The sequence below is a fragment of the Pseudomonas sp. H1_G08 genome, from assembly GCF_054681355.1.
On record NZ_CP162822.1, the window covers coordinates 5,351,508 to 5,366,639 of the forward strand.

Annotated in this window: 14 protein-coding genes and 1 riboswitch; of the genes, 11 read left to right on the plus strand and 3 right to left on the minus strand. The window is 61.5% G+C overall.

The genetic code is table 11. The annotated features are described in order from the left end of the window. Window positions 1–2: 2 nt before the first annotated feature. On the minus strand, window positions 3–335 hold the full coding sequence (locus tag AB4N85_RS24260) for a DMT family transporter (RefSeq protein ID WP_150638310.1): 333 nt from the start codon (window positions 333–335) through the stop codon (window positions 3–5). 108 nt (window positions 336–443) lie between these two features. Here AB4N85_RS24260 and AB4N85_RS24265 point away from each other — a divergent pair, with 108 nt between their 5' ends. Together AB4N85_RS24265 and waaA are read left to right on the plus strand one after the other, a co-directional pair. Beyond that, window positions 444–1,340, plus strand: coding sequence for a LysR family transcriptional regulator (locus tag AB4N85_RS24265; protein ID WP_150638308.1), 897 nt, complete (start codon window positions 444–446; stop codon window positions 1,338–1,340). Window positions 1,341–1,351: 11 nt separating this feature from the next. Then, a complete protein-coding gene (waaA, locus tag AB4N85_RS24270; protein WP_252868690.1) occupies window positions 1,352–2,626 on the plus strand; it encodes a lipid IV(A) 3-deoxy-D-manno-octulosonic acid transferase in 1,275 nt (424 codons plus the stop codon). A 91-nt stretch (window positions 2,627–2,717) separates the two neighbouring features. Here waaA and AB4N85_RS24275 read toward each other — a convergent pair whose 3' ends face one another. After that, window positions 2,718–4,151, minus strand: a complete 1,434-nt coding sequence (locus tag AB4N85_RS24275) for a TolC family outer membrane protein (protein WP_041477642.1) — start codon at window positions 4,149–4,151, stop codon at window positions 2,718–2,720. 204 nt (window positions 4,152–4,355) lie between these two features. Then, window positions 4,356–4,461, plus strand: a riboswitch (TPP riboswitch). A gap of 145 nt (window positions 4,462–4,606) precedes the next feature. Between AB4N85_RS24275 and thiC the strand changes: the two genes are divergently transcribed. Both thiC and cytX read left to right on the plus strand, forming a co-directional pair. Continuing rightward, window positions 4,607–6,496 (plus strand): phosphomethylpyrimidine synthase ThiC, encoded by a 1,890-nt coding sequence (thiC, locus tag AB4N85_RS24280; RefSeq protein WP_252868691.1) that lies wholly within the window; start codon window positions 4,607–4,609, stop codon window positions 6,494–6,496. Between the two features lie 69 nt (window positions 6,497–6,565). Next, on the plus strand, window positions 6,566–7,858 hold the full coding sequence (gene cytX / locus AB4N85_RS24285) for a putative hydroxymethylpyrimidine transporter CytX (RefSeq protein ID WP_056787515.1): 1,293 nt from the start codon (window positions 6,566–6,568) through the stop codon (window positions 7,856–7,858). On the opposite strand, the gene AB4N85_RS24290 is transcribed toward cytX, so the two are convergent. Then, complete coding sequence (locus AB4N85_RS24290; protein WP_016771974.1) at window positions 7,827–8,573, minus strand: RsiV family protein; 747 nt, start codon at window positions 8,571–8,573, stop codon at window positions 7,827–7,829. The two genes, cytX and AB4N85_RS24290, sit on opposite strands and share 32 nt — an antisense overlap. Window positions 8,574–8,800: 227 nt before the next feature. On the opposite strand from AB4N85_RS24290, the gene AB4N85_RS24295 reads away from it, so the two are divergent. From AB4N85_RS24295 to AB4N85_RS24325, 7 genes are all read left to right on the plus strand, one after another. Next, a complete protein-coding gene (locus tag AB4N85_RS24295; RefSeq protein WP_024011344.1) occupies window positions 8,801–9,418 on the plus strand; it encodes an NUDIX domain-containing protein in 618 nt (205 codons plus the stop codon). Continuing rightward, on the plus strand, window positions 9,409–9,861 hold the full coding sequence (locus AB4N85_RS24300; RefSeq protein ID WP_016771972.1) for a DUF1249 domain-containing protein: 453 nt from the start codon (window positions 9,409–9,411) through the stop codon (window positions 9,859–9,861). Before AB4N85_RS24295 ends, AB4N85_RS24300 begins: the two co-directional genes overlap by 10 nt. Window positions 9,862–9,958: 97 nt before the next feature. After that, window positions 9,959–10,774: a 3',5'-cyclic-AMP phosphodiesterase gene (gene cpdA, locus AB4N85_RS24305; protein ID WP_252868692.1), complete on the plus strand. Its 816-nt coding sequence runs from the start codon at window positions 9,959–9,961 to the stop codon at window positions 10,772–10,774. A 290-nt stretch (window positions 10,775–11,064) separates the two neighbouring features. After that, window positions 11,065–11,673: a YqiA/YcfP family alpha/beta fold hydrolase gene (locus tag AB4N85_RS24310; protein ID WP_095180976.1), complete on the plus strand. Its 609-nt coding sequence runs from the start codon at window positions 11,065–11,067 to the stop codon at window positions 11,671–11,673. A 41-nt stretch (window positions 11,674–11,714) separates the two neighbouring features. Then, entirely contained in the window at window positions 11,715–13,622 is a 1,908-nt protein-coding gene (parE, locus tag AB4N85_RS24315; RefSeq protein WP_095180975.1) for a DNA topoisomerase IV subunit B, read from the plus strand. Continuing rightward, a complete protein-coding gene (locus tag AB4N85_RS24320; protein WP_252868693.1) occupies window positions 13,622–14,611 on the plus strand; it encodes an esterase-like activity of phytase family protein in 990 nt (329 codons plus the stop codon). The genes parE and AB4N85_RS24320 overlap by 1 nt, the downstream gene beginning before the upstream one ends. Then, window positions 14,608–15,132, plus strand: a complete 525-nt coding sequence (locus tag AB4N85_RS24325; protein WP_041477648.1) for a retropepsin-like aspartic protease family protein — start codon at window positions 14,608–14,610, stop codon at window positions 15,130–15,132. Before AB4N85_RS24320 ends, AB4N85_RS24325 begins: the two co-directional genes overlap by 4 nt.

The window sequence follows — 15,132 nt, forward strand, 5'->3', positions numbered from 1 at the left end:
AGTTAATGGCCGGCGGTTTTCGAGAACAATTGAATCACCACCACGCCCAGCACGATCAACGCCATCCCCAGCATCGCCGGGATATCCAGCTTCTGCCCATAGATAAACAGTGCCGCCACGCTGACCATCACAATGCCCATACCGGCCCAGACCGCGTAGGCCACGCCGACCGGAACGGTGCGCACTACCAGCGTCAGCATCCAGAATGCAATCCCGTAGCCGACAATCACCAGAATCAGCGGTAGAGGAGTGCTGAAGCCCTTGACCGCTTTCATCGAAACGGTGGCGATCACTTCGGCGCAGATGGCGATGGCCAGATAGACGTAGGCGTTCATGGTTTCGATCCTCAAATAAATCTTTGCTTGCTGAGGCGACATTTTAGGGATTGCTCAGATGGGGTAAAGTCATTACCTATCTGTTCTATAGATGGGTTGGTAGCAAGCATGCAATGGAATCTCGAGCAGCTGCGGGTATTTGTCGACGTCGCCGAACAGCGATCGTTCTCCGCCGTGGCACGTCGACAACGCAAGGCGCAATCGGCGATCAGCAGTGCTGTCGCGATGCTCGAAGAGGATTTGCGCGTGAGCCTGTTCGAGCGCAGCAGTGGCCGTCAGCCCAGTCTCACCGAGGCGGGCGAGGCATTGCTGGAAGAGGCGCGGGAAGTGTTGCGCCAGTGCGAGCGCCTCAACGGCCGCGCGATGGCCATGCTGCGCGGCCAGGAGGCGCAGTTGCGGGTGGCTCAGGACGAGGCGATGCCCTATCAGGCGCTGGTGGAAAGTTTCGGCGAACTGGCCGAGCAGTTTCCCAGCCTGGAAGTGCAACTGACCAGCGCCGCCCAAGGCGAAGTCGCGCGCAAACTGGTCGAACGCCGGGCCGATCTTGGCTTGTTGTTCTATCACGATGAAATCCCCGAAGCCCTTGAGCGCCGCGTGCTGGGTCGAGTGGAAATGGTCACGGTCTGTGGCGTCAATCATCCGCTGGCGCAGCATTCCTATGTGACCTGCCAGCAACTGGCGCAGCACCGGCAATTGCTGATGTCGACGCAGACCAGCGTCTATCCCGGCAACGAGCCGGCCAGCCCACAGGTGTGGCGCGCCGACAGCTTTTACGTAATGTCCGAATGGCTGGTGCGCGATCTCGGCTGGGCTTGGTTGCCGCGCCACGTTGTGCAGTACTCGGCGTATCAAGGCCAGATGATTGAGCTCGACAGCGAATGGACGCCGCCAGCGCTGGTGGTGGAACTGGTCTGGCGCCGCGACGAACCGCTCGGCCCGGCCGCGCGCTGGCTGGCGGAACGTTTTGCCGTGCACTTGCGGGCGATCGGCGACAAAAGCCGATAAACTCCGCCGCCATGAATAGAACTCTCTACACCGCGCTGTTTTACCTGGGGCTGCCATTGGTGGCGATTCGGCTGTGGCTGCGTGCGCGCAAGGCGCCGGCGTATGCCAAACGGATTGGCGAACGTTTCACTTATAGCATGCCCACCCTGCAGCCCGGTGGCATCTGGGTACATGCGGTGTCGGTCGGCGAAAGCATTGCCGCCGCGCCGATGATCCGCGCGCTGCTGGAACGCTATCCGACGCTGCCGATCACCGTGACCTGCATGACCCCGACCGGTTCGGAGCGGATTCAGGCACTGTTTTCCAACGAGCCGCACATTCAACACTGCTATCTGCCGTATGACTTGCCTTGTGCGGCGGCGCGTTTTCTTGATCGCGTACAGCCCAGGCTTGCAGTGATCATGGAGACCGAGCTGTGGCCTAACCATATTCATCAATGTGCCAAGCGCGGGATTCCGGTGGCGTTGGCCAATGGGCGGTTGTCGCAGCGTTCCGCCAAAGGCTATGGCCGCTTCAGCAAACTCACTGCGCCGATGCTCGCCGAGATGAGTTTGCTGGCCGTGCAGACCGCAGCCGAGGCCCAGCGCTTCCGCGATCTTGGCGCACGTCCGGAAACTGTCGAGGTCACCGGTTCGATCAAGTTCGACCTGACCATCGACCCGCAACTGTTGCGGCGTGCAGCCGAACTGCGCAGCCGGTGGCAGGCGCAGGATCGCCCGGTATGGATCGCTGCGAGCACCCACGAAGGCGAAGACGAAGTGGTGCTCGACGCCCATCGTCGTTTGCTGGGCAGTCATCCCGATGCGTTGCTGATTCTGGTGCCGCGTCATCCCGAGCGTTTCAATTCGGTGTTCGACTTGTGCCAGCGCGAAGGTTTCGCCACGGTACGTCGCTCGACCGGGGCCAATGTCGATGCGCAGACGCGCGTGCTGCTCGGCGACACCATGGGTGAGTTGCTGTTTCTCTATGCCCTGGCCGACAGCGCTTTTGTCGGCGGCAGTCTGGTGCCGAATGGCGGGCACAACCTGCTCGAACCCGCCGCGCTGGCGAAACCGGTACTCAGCGGCCCGCACCTGTTCAACTTCCTCGACATCGCCGCGCAACTGCGCGAAGCCGGGGCGTTGGCCGAAGTGGATGATGCCGAAGGGCTCGCAGTCGAGGTGCAGCGCTTGTTCGAACTGCCGCGTGATGCGCAGCGCATGGCCGAGGCTGGGCTGGCGGTGATGCGCCGTAATCAGGGCGCGTTGCAGCGGCTGCTGGATAGCTTGGGCAGATTGATCAAGTAAGCAAAAAGATCGCAGCCTTCGGCAGCTCCTAGAGTTGGAATGCATTTCCCTGTAGGAGCTGCCGAAGGCTGCGATCTTTTGTTTTTAACGCTTAAGGCCGGGCCTTGAGCTGCGCTTCCGCCGCCGACGCCAGATCCGGCGGCAGGAAGTCCTTGTCCGGGTTGTAATCGGCTTTCAGATAGCGCCGCAGATCTTCCAGATCACCCGGGTTCAGCGTCCCCGCCGCCTGCTTCAGGCGCAGGTTGTCGAGGATGTAGTCGTAGCGGGTGTTGTTGTAGTTGCGCACCGAGGTGTACAGCTGGCGCTGCGCGTCGAGCACGTCGACGATGTTGCGCGTGCCGACCTGATAACCGATTTCCGTGGCTTCCACCGCACTCTGGTTGGAGATGATCGACTGGCGGCGCGCCTGCACCTGCTCGACGTCGGTGTTCACCGCGCGGTGCAGATTGCGGGTGTTTTCAACTACTTGCCGGCGCAGCGATTCGCGCTGCTGTTCGCTCTGATCCAGTTGCGCATAGGACTGACGCACTTGCGAACTGGTCAGCCCGCCGCTGTAGATCGGGATGTTCAGTTGCAGGCCCAGCGTGCTCTGCTCGACGTTGCCGCCATAAGGTGCGCCGAACGAGTTGGGGTTGGCGAAGCCGAGGGCGTCGTTGTCGCCTTTCTCGTATTTGGCCACGGCGTCGAGGGTCGGCAAGTGGCCGGCCTTGCGCTGCCTGAGCGTCTGCTCGGCGGAGCTGACCGCGTAGTTGCTGGCGAGCAGATTGAGGTTCTGCCGCGCCGCCGTGTCGACCCAGGATTTCGCATCGTTGGGCGAAGGCGGCAGAATCGGCAGCGTGTGGACGATGCCCTGAATCGAGTTGTACTGACGGTTGGTCAGGGTGATCAGCGCCTGGAACGCATCATCGACCTGACGCTGGGCGACGATGCGGTTGGCTCGCGCGGTGTCGTAACTGGCTTGCGATTGCAGCACGTCGGTCTTGTCCGAAAGGCCGACATCGAAGCGCTCGTTGGACTGATCGAGCTGACGTTTGAACGCCGCTTCTTCAGCCTTGGTCGAGGCCAGATTGTCCTGGCTGCGCAGCACGTTGAAGTAGCTTTCGGCGCTCTGCAGGATCAGGTTCTGCTCGGTGGCCGAGAGCTGCAGCGCGGCCTGTTCGTTGACGTCTTTGGCTGCTTGATACTGGAACCAGCGATCGGCGCGGAACAGCGGCTGCGCGAGTGTCGCCTGATAGGAATGCGCGCTGCGGTTGGCGATGGCCGAAGGCTGGTCGATCGAGGTGCGCACGTCGGCGACTTCGGCGCCACCGGACAGGTTTGGCAGCAGACCGGCGCGGGCCTGCGGCACCACTTCTTTCTGCGCGCCATACTGGGCGCGGGCCGCCGCGAGGTCGGCGTTATTGTCGACCGCTTCCTGATAGACGCTGACCAGATCGGTTTTGGTCGACAAGGGTGCTTCCGCTGCCCAGGCCATTGTGTTGGACGCACAGGACACGGCAACAGCCAATGAAAGTTTGCGCAGCATTAGGCGATCCCTAGCATGAATATTATGGAAGTAATCCGGGCGCCAAAGGTAAGGCGCAGCCCGCACAGCGTCAAGGCTGGGCAAGCCAAGCGAGTGTAGTTGCGCATTGCTCCGGCAACAATCGGCCAGCCTGGGTATTTACGCCATTCATCATGGCGTTCGCTGCGGTGTTGGCGTTCCTTGATGGTTGTGTCTAGACTGGCCGGGTTCTTGTCGGGGTGCCTTGCTATGAGGCTGAGATCGAATAATTTCGGATCCCGTTGAACCTGATCAGGTTAGCGCCTGCGTAGGGAACAAGATTTCTCGTCACCCGGCGAGTCCTCTTGTGCTTCGTCCGGGATATTGTTCGACAATCGAACGCTCGTGACGAATGCACAGCACCGGTCCTGGTGCGTCCGTGCCTTTCAGGTTCTGCTCCGACAATCCACTGCTGGATGCTGTCTGGAGAGCCCGTGATGACAACAAAAGAAAAAAACGCGATCAACCTGAGTGACTCGGCCAAGGTCGACGAGCAATCGGTCAAGCCGTTCACCCGTTCGCAAAAAATCTACGTTCAGGGCTCGCGCCCGGACATCCGCGTGCCGATGCGCGAAATCAGCCTCGATGTAACCCCGACCGATTTCGGCGGCGAGATCAATGCGCCGGTCACGGTCTACGACACCTCCGGCCCGTACACCGATCCGAACGTGGTCATCGATGTGCGCAAAGGTCTGGCCGATGTGCGTTCAGCGTGGATCGATGACCGTGGCGATACCGAGCGCCTGCCGGGCCTGAGCTCGAACTTCGGCCAGCAGCGTCTGGCCGATGCCGAACTGACCAAACTGCGCTTCGCCCACGTCAACAACCCGCGCCGCGCCAAGGCCGGGGCCAACGTCAGCCAGATGCACTACGCGCGCAAAGGCATCATCACCGCCGAGATGGAATACGTCGCCATCCGCGAAAACATGAAGCTGCAAGAGGCCCGCGCAGCCGGTTTGCTCAAACAGCAACATGCCGGCCACAGCTTCGGCGCAAGCATTCCGCAAGAAATCACCCCTGAATTCGTCCGCGAAGAAATCGCTCGCGGTCGCGCGATCATTCCCGCCAACATCAACCACGTCGAACTGGAACCGATGATCATCGGCCGTAACTTCCTGGTGAAGATCAACGGCAACATCGGCAACAGTGCCCTGGGTTCTTCGATCGAAGAAGAAGTGGCGAAGCTCACCTGGGGCATTCGCTGGGGCTCGGACACGGTGATGGACCTGTCCACCGGCAAACACATTCACGAAACCCGCGAGTGGATCATCCGCAACTCGCCGGTGCCGATCGGTACCGTGCCGATCTATCAGGCGCTGGAGAAGGTCAAGGGCGTCGCTGAAGACCTGACCTGGGAGTTGTTCCGCGACACCCTGATCGAACAGGCCGAGCAGGGCGTCGACTACTTCACCATTCACGCCGGCGTGCTCCTGCGTTACGTGCCGCTGACCGCCAAACGCGTCACCGGCATCGTCTCCCGTGGTGGTTCGATCATGGCCAAGTGGTGCCTGGCGCACCACAAAGAGAACTTCCTCTACACCCACTTCGACGAAATCTGCGAAATCATGAAGGCCTACGACGTCAGCTTCTCGCTGGGCGATGGCCTGCGTCCGGGCTCGATTGCCGACGCCAACGACGAAGCGCAATTCGGCGAACTGGAAACCCTCGGCGAGCTGACCAAAATCGCCTGGAAACATGACGTGCAATGCATGATCGAAGGCCCGGGCCACGTGCCTATGCAGTTGATCAAAGAGAACATGGACAAGCAGCTCGAATGCTGCGACGAGGCGCCGTTCTACACCCTCGGCCCGCTGACTACCGACATTGCGCCGGGCTACGACCACATCACTTCCGGTATCGGCGCGGCGATGATCGGCTGGTTCGGTTGCGCGATGCTCTGCTACGTGACGCCGAAGGAGCACTTGGGCCTGCCGAACAAGGATGACGTGAAGACCGGGATCATCACTTACAAGATCGCCGCACACGCAGCGGACCTGGCCAAGGGACACCCGGGCGCGCAGATCCGTGATAACGCACTGAGCAAGGCGCGTTTCGAATTCCGCTGGGAAGACCAGTTCAACCTCGGCCTGGACCCGGACACCGCACGTTCCTATCACGACGAAACCCTGCCGAAGGACTCGGCCAAGGTCGCGCATTTCTGCTCGATGTGCGGGCCGAAATTCTGCTCGATGAAGATCACCCAGGAAGTCCGTGAATACGCGGCCAACCAACGCATCGACGCGGTCGACGTGGACGTCGCCAAAGGCCTCGCGGAACAGGCCGAGCGGTTCAAGAAGGAAGGCAGTCAGCTGTACAAGAAAGTTTGACCCCGTACTGATCGTTCCCGCGCTCCGCGTGGGAACGATCACAACAAATGTCCCTTTGAGATAACACCCTTGAGCATTCAACCCGGCACCTATTCCCCCGACCTCGCCGTCCCCGCTGCAAAGCGTGTGTTCGGCGGGCGCGATCTGTTTTCCCTGTGGTTCTCCCTCGGCATCGGCCTGATGGTTTTGCAGACCGGCGCATTGCTCGCGCCGGGTCTGGGTCTGTCCGGTTCTTTGCTGGCCATCTTCCTCGGCACGCTGGTCGGCGTGCTGTTGCTGGCTGCTGTCGGCGTGATCGGCAGCGACACCGGCCTGTCATCGATGGCGGCGCTGAAGCTCAGCCTCGGCAGCAAAGGCGCGAGCCTGCCGGCGCTGCTCAATCTGCTGCAACTGATCGGCTGGGGCTCGTTCGAAATCATCGTCATGCGCGACGCCGCCAGTCTGCTCGGCAGCCGCGCCTTCAGCGAAGGTTCGCTGTGGGCCAATCCGATTCTGTGGACGCTGTTCTTCGGTGCGCTGGCGACCTTGCTCGCGGTGAGCGGGCCGTTGACGTTCGTGCGGCAGATTCTGCGCAAGTGGGGCATCTGGCTGTTGCTCGCCGCGTGCCTGTGGCTGACCTGGAACCTGTTCGCCAAAGCCGACCTCGCGGCGCTGTGGGCGCGCGCCGGTGACGGTTCGATGCCGTTTGCCGTGGGCTTCGACATTGCCATCGCCATGCCGCTGTCATGGCTGCCGCTGATTGCCGACTACTCGCGTTTCGGCAAGCGTGCGAAGAATGTTTTCGGTGGCACGGCTGTGGGTTTTTTCATCGGTAACTTCTGGCTGATGAGCCTTGGTGTGGCCTACACCCTGGCGTTCGCGCCGAGCGGTGAAGTCAATGCGTTGCTGCTGGCCTTGGCTGGCGCCGGCCTGGGCATTCCGCTGTTGCTGATTCTGCTCGACGAGTCGGAAAACGCTTTTGCCGACATTCACTCGGCGGCGGTATCGAGCGGGATTCTGTTGCGTCTGAAAGTCGAGCATCTGGCCTTGGCCATCGGCGTGATCTGCACGCTGATCGCACTGCTGGCGCCATTGGCGCAGTACCAGAATTTCCTGCTGTTGATCGGCTCGGTGTTCGCGCCGCTGTTCGGCGTGGTGCTGGTGGATCACTTCATTCTGCGCAAACGCAGTGCTCAGGTCGCGTCAGCCGCATTGCGCTGGCCGGCGTTGCTGGCGTGGCTGGGTGGTGTGAGCACCTACCACTTGCTGGCGAATCTGTATCCGGATGTCGGCGCAACCCTGCCGGCGCTGGTGCTGGCAGGGCTGTTGCAGTTAGTGCTGGGCCGGGCCTTCAGTTACGGCCGGGAAACAGCTCAGGCTTGAGAATGCCGTTCAGGCGCGGGTAAGGAATCTTCAGTTCGACGTGGCCCAGCGCATAAGGCGCGATGGTAGTCACGTCGTACTTGAGGATCACGCCACCATAGGTCAGCGCCACGTGCGGGGTTTTCACGAACGGCCAGTTCGCGACGAATTCCGCCTCCTGATCGAGCTTGGTACTGATCAGCCAACTGTTGTGCGCCACTTGCGCGGCTTTCCAGAACGCCTCTTCCTGCCCCGGCAGCAACATGTCGGACAGGTTCAGCACCTTGTGCTGCTGGCGCGAATAGTTGATGAAACCGCGACCCGGCGTGCCGTGGGCGCCGCCGGTGTCGAGGTAGCTCGACAGCTCGATGATCACCAGTCCGTCATGCTGCTCGCGTACTTTCGCTTGCAGATAGCTGCTGTTGCGCGGGCCGGCGCTGGCGAGGAACTGCTCGCGGTAGGCGGCCAGGGTTGGCGCTACCGGTGCGTTCTTCTCGGTGCGGGTCATTTGCAGCAGACGTTTTTCGATGATGCCGTCCAGTGCCGGCTCGTCCGGGAAGCGCAGGGTGTCGATGTTCACCAGCGGGCAATCGGGATTGGAACAGCCGGGTTTGAGTTGTTCCGAGGCGTCGCGGGTGGTTTCCAGCGGCGTGCGATAGTTGGGCTGGAACAGGCTGGCACAGGCGCCCAGAGTCAGGGCAATAGCGGCCACGGAGGCAATTTTGAAAAGCGACATGGGCGTCCTTTCGAAAGCAGGGGAAGGCAAAAAGATACCGCTTCGACTCTCAACGGAGCAGTCAGTTCGCCACTAAGCTGATTAGAGTGTGTTTCAGCTTCACCGTCCATCCCGCTGACGGTAAAGGGGCTGCATCAAACGGTGCGGGCGCGTTAGGATGGCGCGAAGTCGAGGTTGCCGGTTGTACACAGCAACCTCGTAATGGATGTGCAGTAAAGAGGAAGATTATGACTGACTTTGCCAACGCCATTCCGACCGCCGTGGATATCGTGCGGCGCGAAAAATGCTACGAGGGCTTTTACAAGCTTGACCGTGTGCACCTGCGCCATGAGCTGTTCGCCGGTGGCATGAGCCGCGAGATCAATCGTGAAATCTTCGTGCGCCACGATGCCGTGTGCGTCCTGCCTTACGATCCGCAGCGCGATGAAGTGGTGTTGATCGAGCAGTTTCGTGTCGGCGCCATGGGCAAGGCCGACAACCCATGGCTGGTCGAACTGGTCGCCGGTCTGATCGACAAGGATGAGCAACCGGAAGAAGTTGCTCACCGCGAGGCGCAGGAGGAAGCTGGGCTGGACATCAAGGCGCTGTGGCCGATGACCAAGTATTTCCCCTCGCCGGGTGGCAGCAACGAGTTCGTGCATTTGTATCTGGGACGTTGCAGCACCGACGGTGTCGGCGGTCTGCACGGGCTGGAAGAAGAGGCCGAAGACATTCGCGTAACGGTCTGGGCATTTGAAGATGCCTTGCAGGCCGTGCGTGACGGACGTATTGCCAACGCGGCGAGCATCATCGCCTTGCAGTGGCTGGCGCTCAACCGCGCCGAAGTGAGGGGGCTATGGTCGTAAACAAGCTGCGCGATCGTTATCGGGTTGACCTCGTAGGGCTGCAAGCCGCCTGCGAGGCCAACTACGCGCGCCTGATGCGACTGCTGCCGGACATGCGCAACGAACCCGAGGCGCGGCGTATCGCTGTGACCCAGGGCGAGCAGATGCTTGGCGTGCTCGCTCTCGAGGTGTTGCAGACCTGCCCGTACACCACGACCTTGCAGGTGCGCCAGGAGCACAGTCTGCCGTGGTTGCCGGTGCCGCAACTGGAAGTGCAGGTCTACCACGACGCGCGCATGGCCGAAGTGGTCAGCGCCGAGCATGCACGACGCTTTCGCGGCATCTATCCTTATCCGAACGCCGCCATGCACCAGCCCGATGAAAAGGCCCAGCTCAATGTGTTTCTGGGCGAATGGCTGAGTCATTGCCTGGCGTTGGGGCACGAGTACGAAGTCGTTCGCTAGTTGTGAACTGCGTCCGCTTCGGCGGTTTCCCCTTTTTGTCATCCCCCAGCATAATTGCCGCACCCATCCATTGCGTGCTTAGCCCCGGGAGAGCGCCTTGCCCAGCGTATCGACATTGACCAGCGCCGACCCGGCGCTGCTGGTGCAGTTGTCCGACAGCCACTTGTTCGCCGAGGCGGACGGCACGCTGCTGGGCATGAAGACCCGCGAGAGCCTGCAAAGGGTCATCGACCTGGTGTTGGCGCAACAGGCGCAGATCGACCTGGTGCTGGCCACCGGCGATATTTCCCAGGACGGCACGCTGCAGTCGTATCAGGCATTCCGCCAACTGAGCGCGCAGATCAGTGCACCCGCGCGCTGGATTCCCGGCAATCACGACGAGCCGATGGTCATGGCCGAGGCGGCGGTGCAAAGCACGCTGCTGGAGCCGGTGGTCGATATTGGCAATTGGCGGGTGACGATGCTGGATTCGGCGGTGCCGGGTTCGGTGCCGGGCTATCTGCAGGATGATCAATTGCAACTGCTCGCCCGCGCGCTGAGCGAGGCGCCTGAGCGCCATCATCTGGTGTGCCTGCATCATCATCCGGTGTCGATCGGCTGCGCGTGGATGGAGCCGATCGGCTTGCGCAACCCGGAAGCGTTCTTTGAAGTGCTGGATCGCTTTCCACAGGTTCGCGCGGTGCTGTGGGGGCATGTGCATCAGGAAATCGATCGCGACCGCAATGGCGTGCGCTTGATGGCCTCGCCCTCGACGTGTATCCAGTTCGAGCCGGGGAGTGCGGATTTCAAAGTGGGCGAGCAGGCGCCGGGGTATCGCTGGTTGCGATTGTTGCCGGACGGGAAATTGGAAACGGGCGTCGAAAGAGTCAGCGACTTCGAGTTCACAGTCGATTACGGCTCCAACGGTTACTGAACTGACAATCAAAGACCCTCACCCCAGCCCTCTCCCAGAGGGAGAGGGGGCCGACCGCGGTGTCTTTGGCTGTGCATCGACCTGAAACAGCGATATCGATTATGGATTCGCAGCAAAACGCTCAGGTCGGTGTAGCTCTCGAATATCCCCCAGTCGGTTCCCTCTCCCTCCGGGAGAGGGTTAGGGTGAGGGCAGCTTGTGCTGTCACACCAATTTATTGAACCCACCCCCAATCCCGGTCCTTCTCCCTGTAAACTCCGCTATCTTTCGCCGACAGCCAGGGAGCTCAAATGTCCGGTTCGATCCTCTATATCCACGGTTTCAACAGCGCGCCGGCCTCGAAGAAGGCCTGTCAGCTGGTCGCGGTCATGGAGCAGCTGGGTTTGAGCGGGCAATTGCGCGTGCCGGCGCTGCATCACCATCCGCGTGAAGCCATCGGTCAGCTCGAGCAGGCAATCGCCGAGCTGGGCCGGCCGTTGCTGGTGGGAAGTTCGCTCGGCGGCTACTATGCGACTCACCTGGCCGAGCGCCATGGCCTGAAAGCCCTGCTGGTCAACCCGGCGGTCAGCCCGCACCGGATGTTCGATGGTTATCTGGGCACGCAGCAGAACCTCTACACCGATGAAACCTGGGAACTGACCCACGACCACGTCACGGCGCTGGCCGAACTGGAAGTGCCACCACCGCAGGATCCGCAGCGTTATCAGGTCTGGTTGCAAACCGGCGACGAAACGCTGGATTATCGCCTCGCCCAACAGTATTACCGCGCCTGTGCCTTGCGCATCCAGGCCGGCGGCGACCACAGTTTCCAGGGCTTTGCCGGGCAATTGCCGGCGTTGCTGAGTTTTGCCGGCATGGCTGCCGATATGTATCAGGCAATCGATTTCACCACGCTGTGAAGTCTTGCCCCTCTTTCATGAATGACTGACGACGAGACCTTATGGCCACTCCCAGCGCTAGTTCTTATAACGCCGACGCCATCGAAGTCCTCTCGGGCCTCGACCCGGTGCGCAAACGCCCCGGCATGTACACCGACACCAGTCGGCCGAACCACCTCGCCCAGGAAGTCATCGACAACAGCGTCGACGAAGCCCTGGCCGGCCACGCCAAATCGGTGCAGGTCATCCTGCACGCCGACCATTCGCTGGAAGTCAGCGACGACGGCCGTGGCATGCCGGTCGACATTCACCCGGAAGAGGGTGTGTCCGGCGTCGAACTGATCCTCACCAAGCTGCATGCGGGCGGCAAGTTCTCCAACAAGAACTACCAGTTCTCCGGCGGCTTGCACGGTGTGGGTATTTCCGTGGTCAACGCGCTGTCGACCGAAGTGCGCGTACGGGTCAAACGTGACGGCAACGAATACCAGATGACCTTCAAGGACGGCTTCAAGGCCTCCGAGCTGGAAATCGTCGGCACCGTCGGCAAGCGCAACACCGGCACCAGCGTGTACTTCGCGCCGGACCCGAAATACTTCGATTCTCCCAAATTCTCCATCAGCCGCCTCAAGCATGTGCTCAAGGCCAAGGCTGTGTTGTGCCCGGGCTTGCTGGTCAGCTTCGAAGACAAAGGCACCGGCGAGAAAGTCGAGTGGCATTACGAAGATGGCCTGCGCTCCTACCTGGTCGATGCGGTCAGCGAATTCGAACGTCTGCCCAACGAGCCGTTCTGCGGCGCTTTCGCCGGTAATAAGGAAGCGGTCGACTGGGCACTGTTGTGGCTGCCGGAAGGTGGCGACGCGGTGCAGGAAAGCTACGTCAACCTGATCCCGACCGCCCAAGGCGGTACGCACGTCAACGGCCTGCGTCAGGGTCTGCTCGACGCGATGCGCGAGTTCTGCGAGTTCCGCAGCCTGCTGCCACGCGGCGTGAAACTCGCGCCGGAAGACGTCTGGGAGCGCATCGCTTTCGTCCTGTCGATGAAAATGCAGGAGCCGCAATTCTCCGGCCAGACCAAAGAGCGTCTGTCTTCCCGTGAGGCAGCGGCGTTCGTCTCCGGTGTGGTTAAAGACGCTTTCAGCCTGTGGCTCAACGCCAACCCGGAAACCGGTCTGGCCCTGGCCGAATTGGCGATCAACAACGCCGGCCGCCGTCTCAAGGCGAGCAAGAAAGTCGAGCGCAAACGCGTCACCCAAGGTCCGGCGCTGCCAGGCAAACTGGCTGACTGCGCCGGGCAGGACCCGATGCGTTCCGAGCTGTTTCTGGTCGAGGGTGATTCCGCCGGCGGTTCGGCCAAGCAGGCGCGGGACAAGGAATTCCAGGCGATCCTGCCGTTGCGCGGCAAGATCCTCAACACCTGGGAAGTCGACGGCAGCGAAGTACTCGCCAGCCAGGAAGTGCACAACATCGCCGTGGCCATCGGCGTCGATCCGGGCGCGGCGGACATGAGCCAGCTGCGCTACGGCAAGATCTGCATCCTCGCCGACGCCGACTCCGACGGTCTGCACATTGCGACCTTGCTGTGCGCGCTGTTCGTCCAGCATTTCCGCCCGTTGGTGGATGCCGGTCACGTCTACGTGGCGATGCCGCCGCTGTACCGCATCGACCTCGGCAAAGAGATCTACTACGCCCTCGACGAAGCCGAGCGCGACGGCATTCTCGATCGCCTGGTGGCCGAAAAGAAACGCGGCAAACCCCAGGTCACCCGATTCAAAGGTCTGGGTGAAATGAACCCGCCGCAACTGCGTGAAACCACCATGGACCCGAACACCCGGCGTCTGGTGCAGTTGACGCTGGGCGAAGACTTCGCCGAAACCTCGGAAATGATGGATATGCTGCTGGCGAAGAAACGCGCCGGTGACCGCAAGACCTGGCTCGAATCCAAAGGCAACCTCGCCGAGGTGCTGGCCTGATGCAGTTTGGCTGGGCCTTGGCGGGTGCGTTGCTGCTGAGTGCGCTGAGCGTGTCGGCCGAGCCGCTGCAACAATTGCGGCTGCTTTCCGAACACCCGGTCGAAGGCATGCGCGGCGGTAACCTGTCAGGTCTGGCCATGTGCGGCAACGAGCTGTGGACCGTTTCCGATCGCGATGACGAGCAGATCTATCGGCTCGATACCCGCGATCCGGTCTGGCAGGCGCAAACCGTGCACATCGACGTGCCGCCCGTGCCCGAGAGCGGCTTGCCGTGGGGGTTGAGCTCGCGCACTTGGGCGGCGTCGTTCATTCGCGGGGGCGAACTGGATTTCGAAGGCATCAGTTGCGACAGCGCTGGCAATCGCTACATCGTCAGCGAAGCCCATGCGGCGGTGTTGCAGGTGCCGGTCAGTGGCCCGGCGAACTGGCTGAAAATCTCGCCGCTGCTGGTTCGCGAAGCGCGGGCGAGCGGCCTGTTGCTCAAGTTCAATTCGATCTTCGAAGGCCTGGCGATCAACCCGGCCGGTGATCAGATATGGCTGGCCGCCGAACGGCAAAAGCGCGGCCTGCTGCTGATCAAGCGCCAGCAGACGGTGTGGGATTGTGACGGTCGCTGCGTGCTGCTCAGTGAGGGCGGCAAGGAGATGCAGCCGCCACAGTTTCCCAAGGCGAAAGCGGTTCATCGCGACTTTTCCGACATTTCCTTGTTCAACGGCAAGCTGTTTACCCTTGAGCGCAACGCTTTCGAGATCTGCCGTCGCGATGCACAGACGGCCAAGGTCGAACAATGCTGGTCGTACGCCGGCGAACTGTTGCGGGAAAATCGCCGCTACTCGCAGAACTACGGACTGGAAGAAGCGCTGATCATTGATGCCGGAGGTGCGTGGATCGGCGTCGACAACAATTTTGGCCCACGTGCTGATGGCGAAGTCCGCCCGGTGGTCTGGCGCTTCGCCGCGCCGGACGGTGGCTGGAGTGCCAGGCCATGAGCCAGCAACCGCCGGGCAAGCGTGCCGGTCGGGTGCTAATGGTCCTCGCCTGGTGCGCGGCACTGTTTCTCGCGACGAAATTTTTTGGGCAGTGGGAGCAGCGCCAGCAGAATCCGAACATCGTGGTCACGTCGGAGCAGGGCGAAGGATTTATCGAAGTGAAACTGGCGAGCAATGCCCAAGGGCATTTTGTCGCCAGCGGCCAGATCAACGGCGAGCCGGTGGAGTTCATGCTCGACACCGGCGCGACCGATGTCGCGATCCCGGCGGATCTGGCCAAGCGTTTGAAGCTGCAAGAAGGTTTCGGCGTGACCCTGAGCACGGCCAATGGCCTGAGCCAGGGCTATCGAACGAAGATTGCCCGCCTGCAATTGGGCGACATCGTGCTGCGGGATGTCCGTGCACTGGTGGCGCCGGGGCTGCATGGCGACCAGGTGCTGCTCGGCATGAGCGCCCTGAACAGACTTGAATTTACCCAGCGCGGTGGCACCATGCTGCTGCGCCAGACAACGAACCGATGA